Origin of the sequence: Blastococcus haudaquaticus, from assembly GCF_900230285.1 — a bacterium.
GTDB classification, from domain to species: Bacteria; Actinomycetota; Actinomycetes; order Mycobacteriales; family Geodermatophilaceae; genus Blastococcus_B; species Blastococcus_B haudaquaticus.
The window spans coordinates 219,693-243,576 of record NZ_OCNK01000001.1; the positions used below are offsets into that span (position 1 = coordinate 219,693).

Genomic DNA, 23,884 nt, shown 5'->3' on the forward strand with positions numbered 1-23,884 from the left:
ATCGCTCCCGCGGGACGCTCCGCTCCTCGCTCGTTCCTCGCTGCGATGCTCACGTCCCTGTCCGCTCACAAGCCGAGCTGGGCGGCCGCGGCGGCCGCGTCGACCGGGATCGTCAGGGGCGCCGGTGCCCCCGAGATCGCCCACTCCGGGTCCTTGAGCCCGTTGCCGGTGACCGTGCAGACGACCCGCTGTCCCGGCTCGAGCTCACCGGCCTCGGCGACCTGCAGCAGCCCGGCGACGGACGCGGCCGACGCGGGCTCGACGAACACCGCCTCGTGCCGGGCCAGCAGCCGGTAGGCGGCCAGGATCGCCCGGTCGGTGACCGCGTCGATGCGCCCGCCCGACTCGTCGCGAGCGGCGAGCGCCTTGGTCCAGGACGCCGGGTTGCCGATGCGTATGGCGGTCGCGATCGTGCTGGGGTTCTCCACGACCTGGCCGGTGACGATCGGTGCGGCACCGGCGGCCTGGAAGCCCCACATGCGTGGTGTGCGGGTGGCGGGCCCGGGATCCTCCGACGTGGTGCAGTACTCGCGGTAGCCCTGCCAGTAGGCGGTGATGTTGCCCGCGTTGCCGACCGGGAGGCAGTGGATGTCGGGTGCGTCACCGAGGACGTCCACGATCTCGAAGGACGCCGTCTTCTGACCCTCGATGCGGAACTGGTTGACGCTGTTGACCAGGCTGACCGGGTAGTCGATCGCCAGCTTGCTGGCCAGCGCGAGGCAGTCGTCGAAGTTGCCCTCGACCTGCAGCAGTTGTGCGCCGTGGACCAGCGCCTGGGCGAGCTTGCCCATGGCAATCTTTCCCTGCGGCACGAGCACGGCGCAGGTGAGCCCGGCGCGGGCGGCGTAGGCCGCGGCGCTCGCGCTCGTGTTGCCGGTCGAGGCGCAGATGACCGCCTTCGACCCCTCCTCGACGGCCTTGGTGATGGCCATCGTCATGCCGCGGTCCTTGAAGGACCCGGTGGGGTTGGCGCCCTCGACCTTGAGGAACACCTCGCAGCCCGTCCTGCGGGAGAGCTCGGGCGCCGGCAGCAGCGGCGTCGCCCCCTCCTGGAGCGTCACGACCGGGGTGTCGGCGGTGACCGGCAGGCGCGAGCGGTAGGCCTCGATCAGGCCGGGCCAGCGCGGGGACACGGTTCCCTGCAGCCCAGCGCTCATGACAGTCCCTCCACGCGCAGGACGCTGGTGACGCCCCGGACGGCGGGCATGTCCCGCAGCGCGGCGATCGTGGCAGACAGGGAGGCGTCGGGGGCGCTGTGGGTGACGATGACCAGGGTGGCGGCGTCGCCGCGGCCGTTCTGGCGCACCGTCGAGATGCTCACCCCGTGCTCGGCGAACGCGTGCGCCACGGTCGCCAGGACGCCCGGCTTGTCCGCGACGTCGAGGCTGACGTGGTACCGGGTCGGCGTCTCGGCCATCGGCCGGACGGCGAGGTCCGCGTAGCCCGAGGGCCCCTGGCCTGCGGCACCGGCCAGCCGGTTGCGCGCCACCGCCACCAGGTCGCCGAGGACCGCGCTGGCGGTGGGCTCTCCCCCGGCACCCTGGCCGTAGAACATCAGCTGCCCGGCCGCCTCTGCCTCGACGAAGACCGCGTTGAAGGCGCCGCCGACGGATGCGAGGGGGTGGGCGGTCGGGATCATCGCGGGGTGGACCCGCACCGCGACGGAGTCCCCGTCGCCGTTGGGCACCCGCTCGCAGATGGCCAGCAGCTTGACGGTGCAGCCGATCTCGGCGGCCCGGGCGACGTCGGTGGCCGAGACCGAGGAGATGCCCTCGCGGTGCACGTCCGCCGCGGTCACCGGGGTGTGGAACGCCAGCGAGGCGAGGATCGCCGCCTTGGCGGCCGCGTCGAAGCCGTCCACGTCGGCGGTGGGATCGGCCTCGGCGTACCCGAGGTCGGTGGCCTCGGCGAGCGCCTCCGCGAAGCCGGCGCCGGTCTCGGCCATGCGCGACAGGATGTAGTTGGTCGTCCCGTTGACGATGCCGACGACGCGGCGCAGCTGGTCGCCGGCCAGCGACTCGCGGAGCGGGCGCAGCAGCGGGATGGCACCGGCCACCGCCGCCTCGTAGTAGAGGTCGACGCCGGACTTGGCGGCCGCGGCGTGCAGCGCGACGCCGTCGTCGGCCAGCAGCGCCTTGTTGGCGCTGACCACCGACTTGCCGGCCTCGAAGGCGGCCAGGATCAGCGTCCGGGCCGGCTCGATCCCGCCGATCACCTCGACGACGAGATCGACGTCGTCGCGGGTGACCAGCGCGTGGGCGTCGGTGGTGAGCAGGTGCTGCGGGACGTCGGGGTGGTGGGCCGGCCGGCGCACCGCGATACCCGCGACCTCGACCGGGCGCCCGATGCGGGCGGTCAGATCGTGCGCCTGCTCGGAGATCAGCCGCAGGACGGCGCCGCCGACGGTGCCGCAGCCGAGCAGCGCGACCCTCAGCGGCCGGATCTCGGAAGCGCTCACGACTGGGCTCCAACCGGGTGCTCGGGCGCGGGCTGGGACGGCGCCGGCGACGGTGCGGGCGAGCCGGCGAGGACGGCGTCGAGGGCGAACACGTCCGACAGTGTCTGACGGCGGACGATCTCCGTCGCCACACCCTCCCGCACGGCCACCACCGGCGGCTTGAGCAGGTAGTTGTAGTTGCTGGCCATCGACCAGCAGTAGGCACCCGTGGCCGCGACCGCCAGCAGGTCACCCGGCTGCACGTCGGACGGCAGCCACAGGTCGCGCACCAGGATGTCACCGCTCTCGCAGTGCTTGCCGACGACCCGGCACAGGGCCGGCGCGGCCTCGGAGGTGCGGTTGGCCAGCACGCAGGTGTAACTCGCGTCGTAGAGGGCGGTACGGATGTTGTCGCTCATCCCGCCGTCGACCGAGACGTAGTTGCGCACCAGCGGGGTGCCGGGCGCACCGCTGGCGCCCAGCCGCACCGGCTTGATGGTGCCGATCTCGTAGAGCGTCACCGTCCCCGGGCCGGCGATCGCGCGGCCCGGCTCCACGGCCAGCCGGGGCACGGGCAGCCCGAGCGCCGCGCACTCGGAGGCGACGACGGCGCGTATGCGCTCCGCGACGTCGGCGGGAGGGGTGGGGTCGTCCTCCGGCAGGTACGCGATGCCGAAGCCGCCGCCGAGGTTCAGCTCGGGCAGGACCTCCCCGGTGGCCTGGTGCACCTGGCCGAGCAGCCCGACCACCCGGTGGGCGGCGGCGAGGAACCCCTCGGAGTCGAAGATCTGCGAGCCGATGTGGCTGTGCAGCCCGGTGAGCTGCAGTGCCGGCTCGCGGATGACGCGCACGGCGGCGGTCAACGCGTCGCCGGTGGACAGGGAGAAGCCGAACTTCTGGTCCTCGTGCGCGGTGGCGATGAACTCGTGGGTGTGGGCCTCGATGCCCACCGTCGCGCGGATGAGCACGGGCACGGGGGCGCCCCCCGCGGCCACCCGGGCCTCGCCCAGCGGGACGAGCCGGTCGATCTCGTCGAAGGAGTCCAGCACGACGTGCCCGATCCCCGCGTCGACCGCCAGCTGCAGCTCGACCAGCGACTTGTTGTTGCCGTGCAGTGCGATCCGCTCGGCGGGGAAGCCGGCCGCCAGGGCGAGTGAGAGCTCGTTGCCGCTGCAGGCGTCCAGGTGCAGGCCGTCGTCGGCGATCCACCGGGCCACCTGACCGCAGAGGAACGCCTTCGACGCGTAGTGCACGTCCGCGTCGGTGAAGGCGTCCGCGAAGTCCGCCGCCCGGCCGCGGAAGTCGCCCTCGTCCAGGACGAACAGCGGCGTCCCGTGGTCGCGGGCCAGCTCGGTGACCGCGCGACCGCCCAGGTGCAGCACGCCGTCGACCCGCTCGGCCGACCGCGGCCACACCTGCGGGTCCAGGACGCCGAGGTCGCTGGGCGGTGCCCCGGCGGCGGTCGGCTGCTGGATGTTCCCGTGGAGGGGGCCGGCCGGGTGCGCTCTCACATCCGCTCCGGTGCGGTCACGCCGAGGACGTCGAGGCCGTTGCGCAGCACCTGAGCGGTCGCGGCGCAGAGCCACAGCCGCGCGGTGGTCAGCGCCGTCGCCTCCTCGTCACCGCGCGGCAGGACGCGGCACGAGTCGTAGAAGCGGTGGTAGGTCCCGGCCAGCTCCTCCAGGTACCGCGCGACGCGGTGCGGCGCCCGCAGCTCGGCGGCGGCCGTCAGCACCCGCGGGAACTCGCCGATCGCCCGGAGCAGGTCGCTCTCCCGCTCGTGCGCCAGCTGCGTCACGTCCACGCCGTCGGCCTCGCCCAGGGACAACCCCAGGTCGGCCGCGTTGCGCAGCACCGAGGAGATGCGGGCGTGCGCGTACTGGACGTAGAAGACCGGGTTGTCGTTGGTCTGCCGGCTCCACAGATCGGCGTCGATGTCGATCTGCTGGTCGACCGACGCCCGCGCCAGGGCGTAGCGCGCCGCGTCGTTCCCGACGGCGTCGACGAGGTCGGTGAGCAGCACGAAGTTGCCCTTCCGCTTGCTCATCCGGACCTGCTCGCCGTTGCGCACCAGGTTCACCAGCTGGCCGATCTGGATCTCCAGGTGCGTGGCGGGGTCGTCGCCGGCCGCGGCGACCAGCGCCTTGTAGCGGCCGACGTAGCCGGAGTGGTCGGCGCCCAGCAGGATGACGACCCGGTCGAACCCGCGGGCCCGCTTGTCCAGGTAGTAGGCGCAGTCGGCGGCGAAGTAGGTCGGCTCGCCGTCGGCCTTGACCAGCACCCGGTCCTTGTCGTCGCCGAAGTCGGTGGTCCGCAGCCAGACCGCACCCTCGGTCTCGAAGACGTGCCCCTGTTCGCGCAGCGTCGCGACGGCCTTCTCCAGGGCGCCGGACTCGTGCAGGGTCCGCTCGGAGAAGAACGTGTCGAAGTGGACGCCGAAACCGTCCAGGGTGCTGCGGATGTCGGCGACCATCGCGCCCACGCCGCGCTCGGCGAAGACGGCGAGCTGCTCCTCCTCCGGCTGCTCCAGGAGCCCGGGGACCTCGGCCACCACCTGCTGCGCGACCGTCTCCACGTAGTCGCCCTGGTACCCGTCCTCCGGGACCGGCCGCCCGAGCGCGACGGCCTGCAGGCTGCGGCCGAACCGCTCGATCTGCGCCCCGGCATCGTTGACGTAGTACTCGCGGCTGACGTCCGCGCCGCTCGCCTCGAGCAGCCGGGCCAGCGCGTCGCCGACCGCGGCCCAGCGCGTCGACCCGAGGGTGACCGGACCGGTCGGGTTGGCCGACACGAACTCGAGGTTGAGCTTCTGGCCGGCGAGCACGTCGGTCCGCCCGTAGGTGGCGCCGGCGGTCACCGCCCGGACGGCGATCTGCCCGAGCGCGCCCTGGGCCAGGGTGATGTTGAGGAAGCCGGGACCCGCGACGTCGACGCTCGCGATGCCGGGCTGCGCCGCGAGGTCGGTGGCCAGCAGGCCGGCGATCTCGCGCGGCGGGCGACCCGCGGCCTTGGCGAGCCGGAGCGCGACGTTCGTGGCGTAGTCGCCGTGCGCCCGGTTCTTCGGGCGTTCGATCACGACGTCGTCGGGCACCTCGACCGTGAGCGCGCCGCGGCCGACGGCCGCGGCCACGACGGTCCGGACGACGTCACGCAGCTGCTCAGGTGTCACCGCACGAGCGTACTGACCGGTCTCCCGGGCCTCGCCGGCCCGTTGCGCGACCAGCAGCGGCCATCCACGGGGCGCGCTCACAGGGACCGCACAGGCGGCCGACCTAGACTCGCACGGCGGGGGCATGCCCGCGCCCGCGCCGGCGCTGCACCCGCCACAGAGCACCTGCCACAGAGCACCGCCCACGAGCACCCGTACCCCAGCATGAGGAGAGGCCTTGGCCAAGGACCGCAAGCCCGCGAGCGGCAACGGCAGGCCTGCCGGCAAGGGCGGTTCGACCAGCGCGGGCCGGGCCTCGGGCACCGGCGGTCGCACCCGCCCCGCGGTCAACGTCGTCGCGCCCGCGCGTCCGTGGGGCCTCATCGCCGCCGCGGTGGCCGTGGTCGTCTTCGCCGCCGCCGTCATCACCTACGCGGTGGTCCAGGTCAACGCGTCCAACGCCGACAAGGTCGAGTCGATCGACGAGATCTCCGGCGCCGAGAGCTTCGACTACGCGGCCGGCCAGGACCACGTCACCACGCCGGTCCAGTACGAGGAGTCCCCCCCGGTCGGCGGTCCGCACGACGGCAACTGGGCCGACTGCACCGGCACGGTCTACGACGTCGACATCCGGCACGAGAACGCGGTGCACAGCCTCGAGCACGGCGCGGTGTGGATCACGTACAACCCCGACGAGGTCAGCGACGCCGACATCGCCACGCTCGCCGAACTGGTGGACGGCGAGTCCGGCCGGCTGCTCTCCCCGTACGTGGGGCTCGACTCGCCGATCAGCCTGCAGTCGTGGAACCACCAGCTCAAGGTGGACAGCGCCGACGACATCCGCGTGAAGCAGTTCGCGGACCTCATGACCTACAAGAGCGGCGAGTTCCCCGAGCCGGGCGCCAGCTGCGAGAACCCCGCGTTCGCCGCCGCCCCGCTCGTCGCCGGCGACGCGAGCACCCCGATCGGCCCGAGCGACATGCCGACCACCGAGGGCGCGACCGGTACCGAGAGCCAGCCGACGGAGACCGGCGCCCCCTGATGGGCGCTCCCGTCACCGCGCGCGCACCCGAGGTGGAGGAGGCCGGCGTGACCGTTCCCGCGGGCGACCGGCAGCGTCCCCTGCGCGTGGTGCTGCTGGCCGTCATCGCGGTCGGTCTGGTGCTGCTCGGTGGCGGGCTGGCGGTGGCGCTCGGGATCGGCCGGACGGAGACCCCGTCCGCGGACTCCGTGGACGCCGGTTTCTCGCGGGACATGGCCCGCCACCACCTCCAGGGGGTGGAGATGGCCAACCTCGTCGCCGAGCGGAGCACCGATCCGGAGGTGCGTCAGCTGGCGTTCGACATCTCGGCGACGCAGACCAACCAGGCCGGCCGGATGCAGGGCTGGCTGGCGCTCTGGGGAGTGCCGCAGAGCGGCGGCGAGACCATGGCCTGGATGTCCGGGGACGGCGGTCATTCCGGGCACGGCACGTCCACGACCGGTTCGCTGATGCCGGGCATGGCGACCGAGGAGGAGCTCGCCGCGCTGCGCGATCTGCGCGGCACCGCCTTCGACGTCGAGTTCCTGCGCCTGATGATCAGGCACCACCAGGGCGGCCTGGAGATGGCGGAGCACGCCGCCGAGCACGCCGGCGAGACCGCCGTCAGCCAGCTGGCCGACACGATCGCCCAGACCCAGACCGCCGAGACCGGGACGATGTCGGACATGCTCGCCGCCCGCGGCGGAACCCCCCTCCCGGCACCGTGAGGGGCTCCCTCCGGACGCGGTCCGGCGGCTGATAGCGTTCTCCTCGTACGGACGAGCCCCCGTAGCTCAGGGGATAGAGCACTGCCCTCCGGAGGCAGGGGCGCAGGTTCGAATCCTGCCGGGGGCACTCGTCCGATCCGCCGCGAGCGGGTCCACCGACATCCGTGCGGGAGTGACCGGCTAGCGTCCCGGCGCATGACGGACGAGGCGATCCAGCGGGTGCAGGTCGGCGACATCGAGATCGCCTACGAGACCTTCGGCCGGCGCGAGGACCCGCCGGTGCTGCTGGTCATGGGGCTGGCCACGCAGATGATCGGCTGGCCGGACGAGTTCTGCCGGCAGCTGGCCGACCGCGGCCACTTCGTCGTCCGCTTCGACAACCGCGACATCGGGCTCTCCACGCACCTGGACGCCGCGGGCGCTCCGGACGTGCTGGCGATCATGGGCGGGGACGTGTCGTCGGTCGCCTACGGGCTCCCCGACCTGGCCACGGACACGGTCGGCCTGCTCGACGCGCTCGGGCTGGACCGCGTCCACCTGGTCGGCGCCTCCATGGGCGGGATGGTCGCCCAGCTCGTCGCCGTGCAGGCGCCGGAGCGGGTCCGCAGCCTCACGTCGATCATGTCGACGACCGGCGCGCCCGGCGTCGGCGCCCCGGCCGACGTCGCCGTCCCCGTCCTGCTGGCCCCGGCCGCCACCGACCGGGAGGGCGCGATCCAGCGGGTCATCGACACCTACCGGGTCATCGGCTCCCCCGGATTCGAGTTCGACGAGGCCGCGCTGCGCGACCGCGCCGGGCTGTCCTTCGACCGCGCCCACGACCCGGCCGGGGTCGCCCGGCAGCTCGCGGCCATCCTCACCACGCACGACCGGACGCCGGACCTGGCGCAGCTCGACGTCCCGACGCTGGTGATCCACGGGTCGCAGGACACGCTGGTCGACGTCAGCGGCGGCCGGGCCACCGCGGCCGCGATCCCCGGCGCGGAGCTGCTCGTCGTCGACGGCATGGGCCACGACCTCCCGCGCGAGATGTGGCCGGAGATCCTCGACCGGATCAGCGCCCTGATCGCCCGGGCGGGCTGATCCTCAGCTGGTCAGCATCCCGCCCTCGACGGGGATGGTGGTGCCGGTGACGTAGCCGCCGGCGTCGCTGACCAGGAAGATCAGCGCCGCGGCGAGCTCCTCCGGGTCGCCCTTGCGGCCGACGAGCACCCGGGCCAGCTGGGACTCCAGGTAGCCCTCGGGGTACTGGTCGGTCATCTCCGAGGTGAAGAAGCCGGGCGCCAGGGCGTTGACCCGGATGCCCTTGCGGCCGGTCCACTGCTGGGCGAGGTCACGGGTCAGGCCGATCAGCCCGGCCTTGCTCGCCGCGTACGCCGCCTGCGGGAGGCCGGCCGTGGTCAGGCCGAGGACGCTGGAGATGTTGACGATGGAACTGCCCGGCTGCATGACCCGGCCGCAGGCCTGGGCCATCCAGTAGCAGCCGTTGAGGTTCACGTCGATGACCTGGCGGAACTGGTCCGGCGCCTCACGGGTGGCCGGTGCGGCCGTCCCGATCCCGGCGTTGTTCACCAGGATGTCGACCCGGCCGAACTCCGCCATCGTCGCGTCCACGAGCGCCTGGCATGCCTCCGGCTGCGACACGTCGGTCGGGACCGCGATGGCCCGCCGGCCGGCGGCCTCCACGGCCTGCTGGGTCTCGACCATCCGGTCGGCGCGCCGGGCGCCGAGTGCGACGTCGGCGCCGGCCTCGGCCAGCGTGCGGGCGAAGACCGCCCCCAGCCCGGAGGACGCCCCTGTCACGACGGCCACCCGTCCGTCCAGTCGGAACATGTCCAGGATCGTGCGGTCGGCCATCGTCGGTGCTCCCCATCGCTGTCGCCGGTCTGTCCAGCGACCGTAGCCGCGGTGTGGGGTAGGCCACCTCCCGGGCGGGTAGGGCGCTCACCCGGAGCTCGACGAGAGGCGCAGCACATGCAGAACCTGGCCCAGAACCTCATCGACTCGGCGAGCGCGGCCCCGGACCACCCGGCGCTGCGGATGGACGACGCCGTCCTCACGTACGGCGAGTTCCGCGACGCGGCACTGAAGGTCGCGGGCTCGCTCACCGCCCGCGGCATCGCCCCGGGCGACCGGGTCGGCCTGGTCCTGCCGAACGTCCTGTCCTTCCCCGTCGTCTTCTACGGGGCGCTGCTGGCCGGCGCCGCCGTCGTGCCGATGAACCCGCTGCTCAAGGCGCGGGAGGTCGAGTACTACCTGCGCGACTCCGGTGCCCGGCTGGTGGTGGCGCTCGAGCCGGCCGAACCGGTGGTCGAGGCCGCGGGCACCGTCGGCGTCGAGGCCATCACCGTCGGGCCCGCGTCGCCGGACGCGCTCATGGACGCCGCCCCCCTCGACGGCCCCGTCGAGCGGTCGGCCGAGGACCTCGCGGTCATCCTCTACACGTCCGGCACGACCGGTCAGCCCAAGGGCGCCGAGCTCACCCACGCCAACCTGACCGGCAACTGCCGGACGACGGCCGAGACGCTCGCGGAGAACACCGCCGACGACGTGATCATGGGCTGCCTGCCGCTGTTCCACGTCTTCGGTCTCACCTGTGGCCTCAACACCGCCGTCCTCAAGGGCTCCCTGCTCACCCTCATCCCCCGGTTCGACGGCGCGAAGGCGCTGTCGGTCATCGAGCGGGACGGGGTGACGATCTTCGAAGGCGTCCCGACCATGTTCGCCGGGATGCTGCACTCGCCCGGCGCGACCGACCCCGACGTGTCCAGCCTCCGGCTGTGCGTCTCCGGCGGCTCGGCGATGCCGGTCGAGGTCATGCGGTCGTTCGAGGAGACCTTCGGCTGCATCATCCTCGAGGGCTACGGGCTCAGCGAGACCTCCCCGGTCGCCTCGTTCAACCACCCGCACGCCGAGCGCAAGCCCGGGTCGATCGGCACGCCGATCGCCGGCGTGGAGATGCGCCTCGTCGACGACGACGGCAAGGACGTCGCGGGCGGCGAGGTCGGGGAGATCGCCATCCGCGGGGAGAACGTCATGCGGGGCTACTGGCAGCGGCCGGAGGAGACCGCGAAGGCGATCCCGGACGGCTGGTTCCTCACCGGCGACCTCGCCCGCCTGGACGAGGACGGCTACTTCTTCATCGTCGACCGCAAGAAGGAGATGATCATCCGCGGCGGCTACAACGTCTACCCGCGGGAGATCGAGGAGGCGCTCTACGAGCACCCCGCCGTCGCCGAGGTCGCCTGCGTCGGCATCGCCCACCCCGAGCTGGGCGAGGAGGTCGCCGCCGCGGTCGCGCTCAAGCCCGGCGCCACCGCCGAGGTCGAGGAGCTGCGCGAGTTCGTGAAGTCCCGGGTCGCCGCCTACAAGTACCCACGGCACGTGTGGCTGGTCGACGCCCTGCCGAAGGGCCCCACGGGGAAGATCCTGCGCCGCTCCGTGGAGGTGCCCGAGCAGGTGGGCACGCGATGACTCCCCCGGCCCGCAAGCCCGCCCCCTCGCCGCCACTGTGGCGCCAGGCGTTCGACGCCGCCGAACGCGCCGTCGCACCGCGCGCGGAGGACCTGGTGCGCAGCGAGTACTTCGCGCTGGCCACCGCCCTCGTGCGGCGCGCGCAGACCGTCGCCGGCGAGTCGGTCCAGGGGCTCTCGGCGCGCGTCTGGCACCTGGTCAACCTGCCCGCGGGCAGCGACATCACCCGGCTCCGGACCCAGATCGGGTCGCTGGACCGCGAGGTGCGGCGACTGACCCTGCAGCTGGAGTCCGAGCGCCGCCGCGCGTCCACCACCCCGCCCGCCCCCACCACGTCGACGACGACGGAGGACAGCGATGCCGACCGTGCCCAGCCCGCAGACGGTGCTCGACCGCGTCCGGCGAGACGTCGAGCGCAACGCCCTGCGCGCCCGTAACGGCATCAAGCTGGTCGCCGGGGTCGACCGCCCCGGCGTCGGCCAGACACCCAAGGACGTCGTCTGGCAGCGCGGGCGCACGCAGCTCTGGCACTACCGCAACGACCCGGAGACCTACGCCGGGGTCCGTTACGGCCCGCCGCTGCTGATCGTCTTCAGCCTGATCAGCAAGAGCTACATCCTCGACCTGACCCCGGGCAACAGCTTCGTCGAGCAGCTCCTGAAGGCCGGCTTCGACGTCTACCTGCTCGACTGGGGGGAGCCCGACGAGCGGGACGCGGAGAACCGGCTCGAGGACTACGCCGACGACTACATCCCGGCCGGCATCGACCGGATCCTGGAGCTCTCCGGCGCCGACGAGGTCAACCTCTTCGGCTACTGCTTCGGCGGGAACCTCGCACTGCTCTACGCCGCCCACCATCCCGACGCACCGCTGCGCAGCCTCACGGTCCTGGCCACCCCGGTCGACTTCCGGCACATGGGGCCGCTCGCCGACATCTTCTCCGTGGGCGGGATGGACGTCCGCTCGGTCCTCGGGTCGGACGGCAACGTGCCGCCGTCGGTCGTCGTCCAGGGGTTCCGATCGCTCACGCCGACGGCCGAGGTGACCCGCTACGTCACCCTGTGGGAACGGCTCTGGAACGACGAGTACGTCGCGTCGTACCAGGCGATGACCGGCTGGTCGGACGACCACGTCCCCTTCCCGGGCGCCGCGGCCCAGGAGACCGCCGACATGCTCGTCCGCAACAACGGCATGCTGACCGACCGGCTCACGGTCGGTGGGGACCCGGTGCACCTGGCCGACATCCAGGTCCCGTTCCTCACCGTCCGCGCCAACCGCGACCACATCGTCCCGCCGGACGCGACCTCTCCCCTGATCGACCTCGTCGGGTCCCCGGACAAGCACGAGCTGTGCCTGGACGCCGGTCACATGGGTCTCGTCGTCGGGCGGACCGCGGCGAAGACGACGGTGCCCACGATCATCGACTTCGTCCGCCGGCGCAGCGACGCGCTGCCCGATGACGCCCAGGAGGCCTGACATGCCGGTGGTGCAGCTCGGCCCCGAGCGGTGCGACGCGCTGCTCGCCTTCTTCGGCTCGCTCCCCGAGGGTGACCGGACGTTCATCAAGGAGGAGGTGACCGATCCCGACACCGTCCGCTCCTGGGCCACCGACTCCTCCCCCGGCGGCCGCTGGGTGGCCGTCGACACCGGCGGGGAGGGTGGGGACGGCACCGGCGACGTGATCGGCTACGTCGCCGTCCGGCCGTTGCCCGGCTGGTCCGACCACGTCGGCGAGCTGCGCCTGGTCGTCTCCCCGACGCGGCGCGGGAGCGGGCTCGGACGCGAGCTCGCCCGGCGGGCCGTCGTGGAGGGGGTGTCGGCCGGCCTGTCGAAACTCGTGGTCGAGGTCGTCGCCGAGCAGGGCGCGGCGCTGGCCCTGTTCACCGACCTGGGGTTCAGCGGCGAGGCGCTGCTGCGCGACCACATCCGCGACCGCAGCGGTGAGCTCCGCGACCTGATGGTGCTGGCCCACCACGTGTCCGACACGTGGTCGCAGATGGACGCGGTCGGCATCGGCGACGAGCTCGACGCGTCCGCGACCTGAGCGGCTCAGCGCTCGGTGACCTGCCCGTCGACGACCTCGAGCCGGCGGGTGGTCGCGACCGCCTCCAGCATCCGGCGGTCGTGCGTGACCAGCAGCAGGGTGCCGGGGTAGCCGGCCAGCGCCTGCTCGAGCTGCTCGATCGCCGGGAGGTCCAGGTGGTTGGTGGGCTCGTCCAGCACCAGGACGTTGATCCCCCGGGCCTGCAGCAGCGCCAGGCCTGCGCGGGTGCGCTCACCGGGTGAGAGCGTCGCCGCCGGCCGCAGCACGTGCTCGGCAGTGAGCCCGAACTTCGCCAGCAGTGTGCGCACCTCCGCGGTCGGCCAGTCGGGCACCTCGGCGGAGAACGCGTCGAGCAGCTGCTCGCTGCCGAAGAACCGGCTGCGCGCCTGCTCGATCTCACCGACCTGCACCGCCGGCCTGAGGGACGCGCTCCCCTCGTCCAGCGGCACCCGACCCAGCAGCGCCCCGAGCAGGGTGGACTTGCCCGACCCGTTCGCGCCGGTGATGGCGACCCGGTCACCCCAGTCGACCTGCAGGTCCAGCGGACCCAGCTGGAAGCTCCCGCGCCTGACGACGGCACCGCGGAGGGTGGCGACCACGGCGCCGGCCCGGGGCGCGGCGGCGATCTCCATCCGCAGCTCCCACTCCTTGCGGGGCTCCTCGACCACCTCCAGACGCTCGATCCGCCGGTCGGTCTGCTTGGCCTTGGCCCCTTGCTTCTCCGAGGTGGCGCGGTGGTGGTTCTTGACGTGCTTGTCGCCGTCGGACGCCTTCTTGATCGAGTCGCGCACGCCCTTGGCGAGCCAGTTGCGCTGCATGCGTGCCCGCGCCTCGAGCCCGGCCTTGGTGTCGGCGTACTCCTCGTACTCCTCGCGCGCGTGCCGTCGAGCGACCTCGCGCTCGGCCAGGTAAGCCTCGTAGCCGCCGTCGACCACCCGGACCAGCTGCTGCGCGAGGTCCAGCTCGACGACCCGCGTGACCGTCCGGGCCAGGAACTCGCGGTCGTGGCTCACGACGACGATGCCGGCCCGCGCACCCGTCACGAACCGCTCGAGCTGGTCCAGGCCGGCCAGGTCGAGGTCGTTGGTCGGCTCGTCGAGCAGCAGGACGTCGTAGCGCGACAGCAGCAGTCCGGCCAGGCCGACGCGGGCCGCCTGCCCCCCGGAGAGGCCGGCGGTGGAGGCGTCGAGCGCGACGCCGGGCGCCACCTCCGAGACAACCTCGACGGCGCGGTCCTCGAGGTCGGCGCCCCCGAGGGCCAGCCACTGCTCGAGCGCGTCGGCGTAGTCGTCGTCGGCGCCCGGGCGGCCGGCGGTGAGGTCGTCGGTGGCCGCGTCGAGGGTGGCCTGCGCTGCGGCCACGCCGGTGCGCCGGGCCAGCGCGGCCAGGACGGTCTCCCCCTCGCGGCGCTCGTGCTCCTGCGGGAGGTAGCCCAGGGTGGCGGTCGGCGGGCTGACGACGATCGAGCCGGCCTCGGCCGCCAGCTCCCCGGCCAGCGTGCGCAGCAGGGTCGACTTGCCGGCGCCGTTGACGCCGACGAGGCCGACGACGTCACCGGGGGCGACGACGAGGTCGAGACCGGAGAAGAGGACGCGGGCGCCGTGACCTGCGGAGAGGCCGCGCGCGACGAGGGTGGCGCTCATGGGGAGATGCTCCTGGTGCGGTGCGAGAGGGCCGGGCGAGGACGGCGATCACTGCAGCGGGAGCACGGACCGACGATAGCCGACGGCTGCGTGGCCTCACACCGGCTTTCCGTCGTCCGGCCCGTCCTGGTCGGCCGAGCCGTCGTCGACGGAGTCCTCGTCGAAGGCGTCCTCGTCGTAGACGTCCGGCGCCGCCGGGTCGTCCCCCGTCGGGCGGCGTCGCACCAACCACGGCTGGAGGTGGTCGTACCCACGGACCGACACCCGGCGCAGCGGCCGGACCCGGTAGGCGGGGTGCCCCCGGAGCCACTCGGCGAGGTCGCGGTCGACGAGCACCGTCCCGGGGCGCGCCAGCGACGTCAGCCGGCTCGCCAGGTTCACGACCGGCGAGTAGACGTCCCCGAGCCGGGTCAGGACCGCTCCGTACGCGGCGCCCACCCGCAGCGGCGGCCGCTCGTCGGTGTCCCACGCGACCGGCAGCGCCAGCCCGATCTCGACGGCGTCGAGCGCGCTGCCGGCCGTGAACAGGACGCCGTCGCCCACCGTCTTCACGACCCGGCCGTGGTGGCGGGCGATGACCTCGGCGGCGGTGCTCTCGAAGTCCTCGACCATGGCGCCGAGCTCCCGGCCACCCATCCCCCGGCTCCGCGAGGTGTAGCCGACCAGGTCGGCGAAGCCGACCGCGAGTTCCCGGCGGTCCCCCGGGCCGGTCGCGGCCATCAACCGGTCGGCGTTGGCCGCGAGGTGCCGCCGCCAGACGTAGTCCTGCACCTTGCGGAGACTCGGCAGCAGGAGGCGTGCGGCGTCGACGGCCTCGTCCACGGACGCCGTCGGCCGGTCGTCCCGCCCCCCGGCGCGGGCGAGCGCGTCCGCGAGCAGGTCGGTCTGCCAGTCGGCGAGCCGGGACAGCGACTGCCCCATCGCACGGGCGATCGAGGCCTCTGTCTCGGGTCCGACGAAGCCGGACTCGATCAGCGACGAGAGGACGCCCAGTGCCTCGACGTCGGCGTCGGTGAACGTGGGGTCGTCGTCGGCGGCGTCCGGGAAGCCGAGCGCCCGCCAGAGCCGTTGGGTGCGCTCCGGCGCCATGCCCGCGAGTTCGGCGACCTGCAGCCGGGTGTACCGGCGGGGCCCGTCGAGCAGCAGGCGCTCGAGCGCCTCACGGGCGTCCGGGCCGGCCACCTCCCCCCGGTGGTCCATGCGCGTGCAGCGACCTCAGCCGGTGGTGTGCACGACGAGCACGTCGACCTGCGAGCGGCGGGTCGCGTCCGCCGGGACCGAGCCCAGCAGCCTGCCCTTGATCCCGGCCAGCCCCCGGTTGCCGACGACGAGCAGGTCGGCGTCCTCCCGGCGGACCACGTCGAGCAGCGCTTCCACGGGCGACCCCTCGACGGCCACCGTCCGCACCTTCCGGGCACCCGCGGCGCCCGCCCGCTCGGCCGCCGTCCGCACCGTGTCCTCGGCGGGGTGCGAGCCGACGACCTGGTAGGCGTCCTCACCGAGGGCGTCCTGGGCCCGGGCGAACTCGCGGTCGTCGTCCACCGACGGCAGGTAGGCGCACGCGATGACCAGCGTGGCGTCCGACGCGCCGGCGACGGCGCCCGCCCGCGCGACGGCGCGGAGGGAGGACTCCGAACCGTCGGTCCCGACGACGACCGTCCGGTAGGCGCTCGAGGTGTCGCTCACGGCGCGCACTCTATGTGACCCCTGTGCCAGGGGTCATCCCGAGATCAACCTGGGGTTCGCCGTCCGCGGACAGGACGCGCCCACCGTCGTAAAGGGCTCCCTCGCGCACCCCCTGGTGCGCTTGGATGGGGACGACCCGCAGGCCCACGACGAGGAGACATCATTTCCATCGCCAGCACTGCGACGGCCGACCCCGTCCGGGTCGAGGTGCGCGGACTCAGCAAGTCCTTCGGCCAGGTACGTGCCGTGTCGGACCTCGGCTTCACCGTCGAGCCGGGATCGGTGACCGGCTTCCTCGGCCCCAACGGCGCCGGCAAGACCACCACGTTGCGCATGCTGCTCGGGCTGATGCAGCCCGACGCGGGAACGGCGACGTTCAACGGCGCTCCCTACACCTCACTGCCCGAGCCGCTTCGGACCGTCGGTGCCGTGCTCGAGACGGCCTTCCACCCGGCCCGATCGGGTCGCAACCACCTCCGCGTCTACTGCCGGGCCGCGGGCTTCCCCCTGTCCCGTGCCGACGAGGTCCTCGTGCAGGTCGGGCTGGCCGACGCCGGCGACCGCCGGGCCGGCGGCTACTCCCTCGGCATGCGGCAGCGGCTGGCCCTGGCCACCGCCCTGCTGGGCAACCCCGGCGTCCTCGTCCTCGACGAGCCGGCGAACGGCCTGGACCCCGAGGGCATCCAGTGGCTGCGCGGCTTCCTGCGGCACATGGCCCACGACCAGGGCCGCACGGTCCTGGTCTCGAGCCACCTGCTGTCGGAGGTCGAGCAGACCGTCGACCGGGTCGTCATCGTCGGCGCCGGCCGGCTGGTCCGGGAGGGCTCCATGGAGCAGCTGCGCTCGGGTGCCGACGGCGCCGGGACCGTGCTCGTACGAGGCCCGGACGTCGCGCGGTTCGCGGAGGTGCTGCGCGCCGACGGCGCCCAGGTCGTCCAGGAGGACGGCACCCTCACCGTGCACGGGTCCACACCCGCCGACGTGGGCCGCCGTGCGTTCGCCACCGGGGTCGAGCTGCACGAGCTGCGCTCCCGCACGAGCGGCCTCGAGGAGATCTACTTCCAGCTCACCAGCGGGTCCGAGCAGTTCGCCGCCCCCTCTCCCACCGTTCAGGAGGCCACCCGATGATCCGCCTGGTGCGCGCCGAGTGGACCAAGCTGTTCACCACCAAGGTGTGGCTCGGGCTCCTGCTCGGCGCCTGCGTGATGGTGATCGGCTTCTCGGTCCTGTTCACCTCGTTCGCGGGCAACGCCGAGAGCGGCATCCCCGCGGTCGGCACGCCGCTCTACGAGAAGCTGGCCCTGGCGACCGGCGCCAACGCCAACATCCTCTTCCTCATCCTGGGCATCATCGGGATGACGCAGGAGTACCGGCACCGCACGGCCACGCCCACGTTCCTGACCACTCCCCGCCGCGGTCAGGTGGTGGTGGCGAAGCTGCTGGCGTACGCGCTGGTCTCCGTCGTGTTCGCATTGATCGTCGTCGCGGTCAACTACGTCACCGTGGTCATCCACGCCGGCGCCCGCGGAGCCGCCCCGTCGCTGAACGGGGACAACCTCGAGGTCCTGCTCAGCTCCGCGCTCGCGCTGGTCATCTACGCCGTCATCGGCGTCGGTCTCGGAGCGCTGCTGAAGAACCAGGTCGGGGCGATCGTCGGAGGGCTGGTCTACCTGTTCGTCGTCGAGCCGGTGATCCGCTCGATCCCCGCGACGTCGGGGGCCTACAAGTGGATGCCGGGCGGCGGCCTCGAGGCGCTGACGGCGACCTTCGAGGGGCCGGAGCTGCTCGGGGCCTGGCAGGGCGCGCTCCTGCTGCTCGGCTACGGCCTGCTGGCCGCGCTCCTGGGCACGCTGCTGGCGGTGCGCCGCGACGTCGTCTGATGGAGGACGATCAGGTGTGACCACACGCATGACGGTCCAGCGACTGGGCCGGCTGATCGCCGACGGCGACACCGGCGCCGTCCGGACCGCGGTCGAGTCCTCTCCGCGGCTGCTCGACCGCACCGTCGAACGGGACGGGCAGGGCGGCTGGACTCCGCTGCACCTCGCCGTCGCCGAGGGCAGGACCGACGTCGTCCGGGTCCTCGTCGGTGCGGGCGCCGACGTGGGCGCCCGCACCGAGCACCACCGCACCCCGCTGCACGTGGCGCTCGAGCACTGCCCCGACCTGGTGCCGGTGCTGCTCGAGCTGGGCGCCGGGCTCGACGCCCCGAGCGCCGCCTACCTGGGGCGCCGGGACGAGCTGGCCGCCCGGCTCGACGACGGCGCACCGCTCCGCGATCCCGGGTCGGGCGTGGACCTGCTCTCCTGGGCCGCGATGGGCGGTGCACGCAGCACGGCCCAGCTGTTGCTCGAGCGCGGAGCGGACGCCGACAGCGGCGCCCTCCACGCGGCCGCATCGGCCGGGCGGCTGGAACTCGTCCGCCTGCTGCTCGACGCGGGCGCCGATGCCGACCGCCGGGACCCCGACACCGGCCGGGCGCCGCTGCACGCCGCCGTCGCGGCGGGGGCGGACGACGCGCCCGGGATCGTGCGGGTGCTCCTGGAGGCCGGTGCTGACGTCGACGCCACGACCAGCGACGGCGCCAGCGCGCTGGACATCAGCCGGGTGGCCGCGGCCCGGCACCGGCGAGGGGACGCCGGCCGGGCGACGGCCAACGACGCCCTCGTCGATCTGCTCGTCGCGCACGGTGCCGGCGACTAGCACGTCATGCCCGGTCGGCACTGCACACCCGGCGTAGACTCGACACCCGGTCCAGCCGTGCCCTCAGGTTCCGCAGTCCCGGCCTGCGGCCACGCCGCAGCCGAGACGACGACAGCACCAGACGGCAGCATCCCGACAGCCGCCCACAGACGAAGAAGGCACTCGACCCCGTGGCAAGCGTGAGCTCATCCCGGTCCTCCTCCGCATCCGCCTCCCCGGTGAACGGATTCGGCACCAACGAGTGGCTGGTCGAGGAGATGTACCAGCAGTACCTCGCCGACCCGGCCAGCGTGGACCAGGCCTGGCACGAGTTCTTCGCCGACTACCGGCCGGGCAGCCCCGTCGGCGGCGGCGAGCAGACCGCGCCGTCCAACGGCGCTGCGGCCGCCGCTCCGGCGCCCGCGCCGAAGCCCGCGGCCCCGGCTCCCGCTCCCGCGAAGCCCGCCGCCCCGGCCCAGGCCCCGGAGGCGAAGGCTCCTGCCCCGAAGCCCGCCGACCCGGCGCCTGCAGCCAAGCCCGCGGACAAGCCCGCGGACAAGCCGGCCGCCAAGACCCCGGTCGCCGCCGGTTCGCAGTCGCCCCTGCGCGGCGCGGCCGCCGCCGTCGTCAAGAACATGAACCTGTCGCTGACGGTGCCGACGGCGACCAGCGTCCGTGCGGTGCCGGCGAAGCTGCTGGCCGACAACCGGATCGTCATCAACAACCACCTGGCGCGCTCCCGCGGCGGGAAGATCTCGTTCACGCACCTCATCGGCTACGCGCTGGTCCGGGCGCTCGACGACTTCCCGAACATGAACAGCGCCTACGCCGAGGTCGACGGCAAGCCGGTGCTGGTCCAGCCCGAGCACGTCAACTTCGGCCTGGCGATCGACCTCCCGAAGCCCGACGGGTCGCGGTCGCTCGTCGTCGCCTCCATCAAGGGCGCCGAGGAGATGGACTTCGCCGGCTTCTGGGCCGCCTACGAGGACATCATCCGTCGCGCCCGCGCCAACAAGCTGACGATGGAGGACTTCACCGGCACCACGATCAGCCTGACGAACCCGGGCACGATCGGGACGAACCACTCGGTGCCGCGGCTCACCGCCGGCCAGGGCGCGATCATCGGCGTGGGCGCGATGGAGTACCCCGCCGAGTTCCAGGGGATGAACCCCGACGCGCTGACCGAGATGGCCGTCTCGAAGATCATCACGCTGACCTCGACGTACGACCACCGGATCATCCAGGGCGCCGAGTCCGGCGACTTCCTCCGTCGCCTGCACGCCCTGCTGCTGGGCGAGGACGGCTTCTACGACAAGGTCTTCCGGTCCCTGCGCATCCCCTACGAGCCGGTGCGCTGGATGCCGGACGTGCGGATCACGCGCGAGGGGCAGATCGACAAGGAAGCCCGGGTCATCGAGGTCATCGAGTCCTACCGGCGCAACGGCCACCTCATGGCCGACACCGACCCGCTCGAGTTCAAGGTCCGCACCCACCCCGACCTGGACATCCTCCAGCACGGGCTCACGCTGTGGGACCTCGACCGCAAGTTCCCGGTCGGCGGCTTCGCGGGCGAGCGGTTGATGGCCCTGCGCGACATCCTCGGCGTGCTGCGCAACTCCTACTGCCGCACCGTCGGCGTGGAGTACATGCACATCACCGACCCCGAGGAGCGCGAGTGGCTCCAGAAGCGGGTCGAGGTCAAGCACGAGCAGCCCGACCGCGAGAAGCAGAAGCACGTCCTCGGCCGGCTCAACGCCGCCGAGGCGTTCGAGACGTTCCTGCAGACGAAGTACGTCGGGCAGAAGCGGTTCAGCCTCGAGGGCGGCGAGTCGCTCATCCCGGTCCTGGACGAGGTGCTCCTCGCGGGGACCGACCACGGCCTCGACGAAGTTGCCATCGGCATGCCGCACCGTGGCCGGCTCAACGTCCTGGCCAACGTGCTCGGCAAGAGCTACGCCAAGATCTTCGGTGAGTTCGAGGGCAACATCGACCCCGGCACCGTGCAGGGCTCCGGCGACGTGAAGTACCACCTGGGCGCCACCGGCAGGTTCCGCAACCCGTTCAAGCCCGAGGCCGAGATCGCCGTCTCGCTGGCCAGCAACCCGAGCCACCTGGAGACGGTCAACCCCGTCCTCGAGGGCATCGTCCGCGCCAAGCAGGACATGATCGACAAGGGCGAGCAGGGCTTCACGGTGCTGCCGGTGCTGCTGCACGGCGACTCGTCGTTCGCCGGCCAGGGCGTGGTCCAGGAGACGCTGAACCTCTCGCAGCTGCGCGGCTACCGCACCGGCGGCACCGTGCACGTCGTCGTCAACAACCAGGTCGGCTTCACCACCAGCCCCACGGCGGCCCGGTCGAGCCTCTACTCGACCGACGTCGCGCGGATGGTCAACGCGCCGGTCTTCCACGTGAACGGCGACGACCCGGAGGCCTGCGTCCGGGTGGCGCGGCTGGCGGTCGAGTACCGGCAGGAGTTCCGCAAGGACGTCGTCATCGACCTCGTCTGCTACCGCCGCCGCGGCCACAACGAGGGCGACGACCCGTCGATGACGCAGCCGCTGATGTACGACATCATCGACCGCAAGCGCTCGGTCCGGAAGCTGTACACCGAGGCGCTGGTCGGCCGCGGCGACATCACGCTCCAGGAGGCCGAGGAGGCTCTCAAGGACTACCGCGGGCAGCTCGAGCGCGCGTTCGCCGAGACCCACGACGCCCAGGAGACCTCCAAGCCCGAGCCGGTGATGGACCCGCGGACGCCGCAGGAGTCGCAGGTCGACACGGCGATCACGCCGGAGGTCCTCAAGACCATCGGTGACGCCCACGTCTCCTTCCCGCCGGACTTCACGCCGCACCCCAAGCTCCAGAAGATGCTGGAGAAGCGGGCCGCGATGGCCAGCGAGGGCGGCATCGACTGGGCGATGGGTGAGCTGCTGGCCTTCGGCTCGCTGCTCATGCAGGGCGTCCCGGTCCGGCTCGCCGGCCAGGACTCCCGCCGCGGCACGTTCGTGCAGCGCCACTCGGTGCTCATCGACCGGGAGAACGCCGCCGAGTACACGCCGCTGCTGAACCTCACCGAGGACCAGGCGAAGTTCTTCGTCTACGACTCGCTGCTCAGCGAGTACGCGGCGCTGGGCTTCGAGTACGGCTACTCGGTGGCCAACCCGAAGGCGCTGGTGCTGTGGGAGGCGCAGTTCGGCGACTTCGTCGACGGCGCCCAGATGGTCATCGACGAGTTCATCAGCTCCGGCGAGGCCAAGTGGGGCCAGCGCTCCGGCGTCGTCATGCTGCTGCCGCACGGCCTGGAGGGCCAGGGCCCTGACCACTCCAGCGGCCGGATCGAGCGGTTCCTGCAGCTGTCGGCGGAGAACAACATGACCGTCGCCAACTGCTCCACCCCCAGCAACTACTTCCACCTGCTCCGCCGCCAGGCGCTGTCGGACGTGCACCGCCCCCTGGTGGTCTTCACGCCCAAGTCGCTGCTGCGGGCCAAGGCGGCGGTCAGCCCGGTGGAGGACTTCACCGAGCAGAACTTCCGCCCGGTGCTGCCCGACACCGGCGTGGGTGGCGAGCCGCTCGACGGGTCCGCCGTGCGCCGGGTCCTGCTGTGCAGCGGCAAGGTCGCCTACGACCTGATGGCGCAGCGGGAGTCCGAGGGCACCGCCGACACCGCGGTCGTGCGCGTCGAGCAGCTCTACCCGCTGCCCGCCGAGCAGATCCGGGCGCAGCTGGAGCGCTACCCGAACGCGAACGACGTGGTGTGGGTGCAGGAGGAGCCGGCCAACATGGGCGCCTGGCAGTTCATGGCGGTCAACCTCCCCGAGCACCTGCCGGAGGGCCGGACCTTCCGCCGGGTCAGCCGTCGCGCGTCGGCCAGCCCCGCGGTCGGCTCTGCCAAGGTCCACGACGTCGAGCAGCGCCAGCTCGTCGCCGAGGCCTTCGCGGACTGAGGGTCGATGTACTTCACCGACCGAGGTCTGGAGGAGCTCACCGACCGGCGGGGCGAGGAGCAGGTCAGCCTCGCCTGGCTGGCCGGTCAGATGCAGGCGTTCGTCGACCAGAACCCGGAGTTCGAGGTGCCCGTCGAGCGGCTGGCCACCTGGCTGGCCCGCGGCGGCACGGACGACGACGAATGACCCTGCGATCCTCCGGACCGCACCGCCGCCAGGTGCCGTTCCCCCGCTGAACTGAGCCGTGCCGCGGATCGCAGTGAGGACCCTCCGGGCCCGTCACTGCCATCCGCCGCGCGAGGGGCCGGTGCGCCTACCGAACGTTGCTCCCCTGAGGCGTCACCCTGAGCGCGTGCTCGGTCACTCCCACGCCCTGTCGGGGCTCGCCGTCGGCGCCGCGACGCTGCCCTGGGCGCCGGTGCACGGCACCGTCGCGCAGGTCGCCTGGATCTCGGCGGCGGGCGGGTTCGCGATGCTGCCCGACCTGGACCAGCAGGGCTCCACGATCTCGCGGATGTGGGGCCCGGCCACCGACGCGCCCTCGGGGCTGGTGGGCGCGATCGCCCGCGGCCACCGCTGGGGCACGCACGACGCGATCCTCGGACCCGTCGTCCTGGGCCTCCTCGCCTACCTGGCCGCCGGGGCGTACTGGTCGAGCCTGCTGGTCATGGCGCTCGCGATCGGGCTGGCCCTGCGGGCGCTGCACTTCGTGATCCCCGGCCGGGCCGAGAACACGGTCATCGGGAACCTGGTCCTGTCGTGGGGCGGGGCGTACCTCCTGCTCGAGCACAGCCCCAGCCCTGCCTGGCTGCCCTACGCGGTGGCCGTCGGGGTGCTGACTCACATCGCGGGCGACTTCCTCACCAAGGAGGGCGTGCCCGTCCCGCTGTTCTGGCTGATCCGCCGCAGCCGCCTGGCACCGATCCACCTACGCACGGGCGCGTTCGTGGAGCAGGCGATCCTGGTGCCGGCGTTCCTGATCGCCATCGCCGTCTTCGTCTACCTCAACACCTCGGCCGGCACCGCCATCGACCCGCTCGTGGAGCGCATCCTCAGCCTCGGCTGAGGCGTACC

Annotated in this window: 21 protein-coding genes and 1 tRNA gene; 14 read left to right on the forward strand and 8 right to left on the reverse strand. The window is 72.9% G+C overall.

Annotation, left to right across the window (positions count from 1 at the left end):
- Positions 1-65: 65 nt before the first annotated feature.
- The 4 genes from thrC to argS are packed head-to-tail and all read right to left on the reverse strand — an operon-like array spanning position 66 to position 5,606.
- The gene (gene thrC / locus CRP30_RS01070) at positions 66-1,157 is read right to left on the reverse strand and encodes a threonine synthase (RefSeq protein ID WP_097182128.1); all 1,092 of its coding nucleotides are present in this window, start codon (positions 1,155-1,157) and stop codon (positions 66-68) included.
- Entirely contained in the window at positions 1,154-2,458 is a 1,305-nt protein-coding gene (locus CRP30_RS01075; protein WP_235003096.1) for a homoserine dehydrogenase, read from the reverse strand. Before CRP30_RS01075 ends, thrC begins: the two co-directional genes overlap by 4 nt.
- Complete coding sequence (gene lysA / locus CRP30_RS01080) at positions 2,455-3,948, reverse strand: diaminopimelate decarboxylase (RefSeq protein ID WP_097182129.1); 1,494 nt, start codon at positions 3,946-3,948, stop codon at positions 2,455-2,457. Before lysA ends, CRP30_RS01075 begins: the two co-directional genes overlap by 4 nt.
- The gene (gene argS / locus CRP30_RS01085) at positions 3,945-5,606 is read right to left on the reverse strand and encodes an arginine--tRNA ligase (RefSeq protein ID WP_097183052.1); all 1,662 of its coding nucleotides are present in this window, start codon (positions 5,604-5,606) and stop codon (positions 3,945-3,947) included. Before argS ends, lysA begins: the two co-directional genes overlap by 4 nt.
- Before the next feature lie 217 nt (positions 5,607-5,823).
- Here argS and CRP30_RS01090 point away from each other — a divergent pair, with 217 nt between their 5' ends.
- From CRP30_RS01090 to CRP30_RS01105, 4 genes are all read left to right on the forward strand, one after another.
- Complete coding sequence (locus tag CRP30_RS01090; protein ID WP_097182130.1) at positions 5,824-6,627, forward strand: thioredoxin-like domain-containing protein; 804 nt, start codon at positions 5,824-5,826, stop codon at positions 6,625-6,627.
- 47 nt (positions 6,628-6,674) lie between these two features.
- Positions 6,675-7,334 (forward strand): DUF305 domain-containing protein, encoded by a 660-nt coding sequence (locus CRP30_RS01095; RefSeq protein ID WP_235003097.1) that lies wholly within the window; start codon positions 6,675-6,677, stop codon positions 7,332-7,334.
- 55 nt (positions 7,335-7,389) lie between these two features.
- Positions 7,390-7,461: transfer RNA gene (locus CRP30_RS01100), tRNA-Arg, on the forward strand.
- A gap of 68 nt (positions 7,462-7,529) precedes the next feature.
- On the forward strand, positions 7,530-8,417 hold the full coding sequence (locus CRP30_RS01105; RefSeq protein ID WP_097182132.1) for an alpha/beta fold hydrolase: 888 nt from the start codon (positions 7,530-7,532) through the stop codon (positions 8,415-8,417).
- Positions 8,418-8,420: 3 nt separating this feature from the next.
- Here the strand turns inward: CRP30_RS01105 and CRP30_RS01110 are convergent, their stop codons facing one another.
- The gene (locus tag CRP30_RS01110; RefSeq protein WP_097182133.1) at positions 8,421-9,191 is read right to left on the reverse strand and encodes an SDR family NAD(P)-dependent oxidoreductase; all 771 of its coding nucleotides are present in this window, start codon (positions 9,189-9,191) and stop codon (positions 8,421-8,423) included.
- Between the two features lie 117 nt (positions 9,192-9,308).
- Between CRP30_RS01110 and CRP30_RS01115 the strand changes: the two genes are divergently transcribed.
- Genes CRP30_RS01115 through CRP30_RS01130 form a run of 4 tightly spaced genes read left to right on the forward strand, consistent with a single transcriptional unit; the run spans position 9,309 to position 12,852 of the window.
- Positions 9,309-10,808, forward strand: a complete 1,500-nt coding sequence (locus CRP30_RS01115) for a long-chain-fatty-acid--CoA ligase (protein WP_097182134.1) — start codon at positions 9,309-9,311, stop codon at positions 10,806-10,808.
- Positions 10,805-11,245, forward strand: coding sequence for a hypothetical protein (locus tag CRP30_RS01120; protein ID WP_097182135.1), 441 nt, complete (start codon positions 10,805-10,807; stop codon positions 11,243-11,245). Before CRP30_RS01115 ends, CRP30_RS01120 begins: the two co-directional genes overlap by 4 nt.
- Complete coding sequence (locus tag CRP30_RS01125) at positions 11,166-12,284, forward strand: alpha/beta fold hydrolase (RefSeq protein WP_097182136.1); 1,119 nt, start codon at positions 11,166-11,168, stop codon at positions 12,282-12,284. The genes CRP30_RS01120 and CRP30_RS01125 overlap by 80 nt, the downstream gene beginning before the upstream one ends.
- A gap of 1 nt (position 12,285) precedes the next feature.
- On the forward strand, positions 12,286-12,852 hold the full coding sequence (locus tag CRP30_RS01130; protein ID WP_097182137.1) for a GNAT family N-acetyltransferase: 567 nt from the start codon (positions 12,286-12,288) through the stop codon (positions 12,850-12,852).
- A 5-nt stretch (positions 12,853-12,857) separates the two neighbouring features.
- On the opposite strand, the gene CRP30_RS01135 is transcribed toward CRP30_RS01130, so the two are convergent.
- The 3 genes from CRP30_RS01135 to CRP30_RS01145 form a co-directional block, all read right to left on the reverse strand.
- Complete coding sequence (locus tag CRP30_RS01135; protein WP_097182138.1) at positions 12,858-14,495, reverse strand: ABC-F family ATP-binding cassette domain-containing protein; 1,638 nt, start codon at positions 14,493-14,495, stop codon at positions 12,858-12,860.
- A 96-nt stretch (positions 14,496-14,591) separates the two neighbouring features.
- Complete coding sequence (locus CRP30_RS01140; RefSeq protein ID WP_097182139.1) at positions 14,592-15,695, reverse strand: adenylate/guanylate cyclase domain-containing protein; 1,104 nt, start codon at positions 15,693-15,695, stop codon at positions 14,592-14,594.
- A gap of 15 nt (positions 15,696-15,710) precedes the next feature.
- Complete coding sequence (locus CRP30_RS01145; protein WP_097183053.1) at positions 15,711-16,181, reverse strand: universal stress protein; 471 nt, start codon at positions 16,179-16,181, stop codon at positions 15,711-15,713.
- A 207-nt stretch (positions 16,182-16,388) separates the two neighbouring features.
- On the opposite strand from CRP30_RS01145, the gene CRP30_RS01150 reads away from it, so the two are divergent.
- The 6 genes from CRP30_RS01150 (at position 16,389) to CRP30_RS01175 (ending at position 23,876) form a co-directional block, all read left to right on the forward strand.
- Entirely contained in the window at positions 16,389-17,309 is a 921-nt protein-coding gene (locus CRP30_RS01150) for an ABC transporter ATP-binding protein (RefSeq protein WP_235003098.1), read from the forward strand.
- Entirely contained in the window at positions 17,306-18,061 is a 756-nt protein-coding gene (locus CRP30_RS01155; RefSeq protein WP_097182141.1) for an ABC transporter permease, read from the forward strand. Before CRP30_RS01150 ends, CRP30_RS01155 begins: the two co-directional genes overlap by 4 nt.
- 28 nt (positions 18,062-18,089) lie before the next feature.
- Positions 18,090-18,884 (forward strand): ankyrin repeat domain-containing protein, encoded by a 795-nt coding sequence (locus CRP30_RS01160; RefSeq protein ID WP_235003099.1) that lies wholly within the window; start codon positions 18,090-18,092, stop codon positions 18,882-18,884.
- Between the two features lie 179 nt (positions 18,885-19,063).
- On the forward strand, positions 19,064-22,810 hold the full coding sequence (locus tag CRP30_RS01165) for a multifunctional oxoglutarate decarboxylase/oxoglutarate dehydrogenase thiamine pyrophosphate-binding subunit/dihydrolipoyllysine-residue succinyltransferase subunit (RefSeq protein WP_235003100.1): 3,747 nt from the start codon (positions 19,064-19,066) through the stop codon (positions 22,808-22,810).
- Positions 22,811-22,816: 6 nt separating this feature from the next.
- On the forward strand, positions 22,817-22,996 hold the full coding sequence (locus CRP30_RS01170) for a DUF6104 family protein (RefSeq protein ID WP_097182144.1): 180 nt from the start codon (positions 22,817-22,819) through the stop codon (positions 22,994-22,996).
- Between the two features lie 166 nt (positions 22,997-23,162).
- Positions 23,163-23,876: a metal-dependent hydrolase gene (locus CRP30_RS01175; protein ID WP_097182145.1), complete on the forward strand. Its 714-nt coding sequence runs from the start codon at positions 23,163-23,165 to the stop codon at positions 23,874-23,876.
- Positions 23,877-23,884 lie beyond the last annotated feature (8 nt).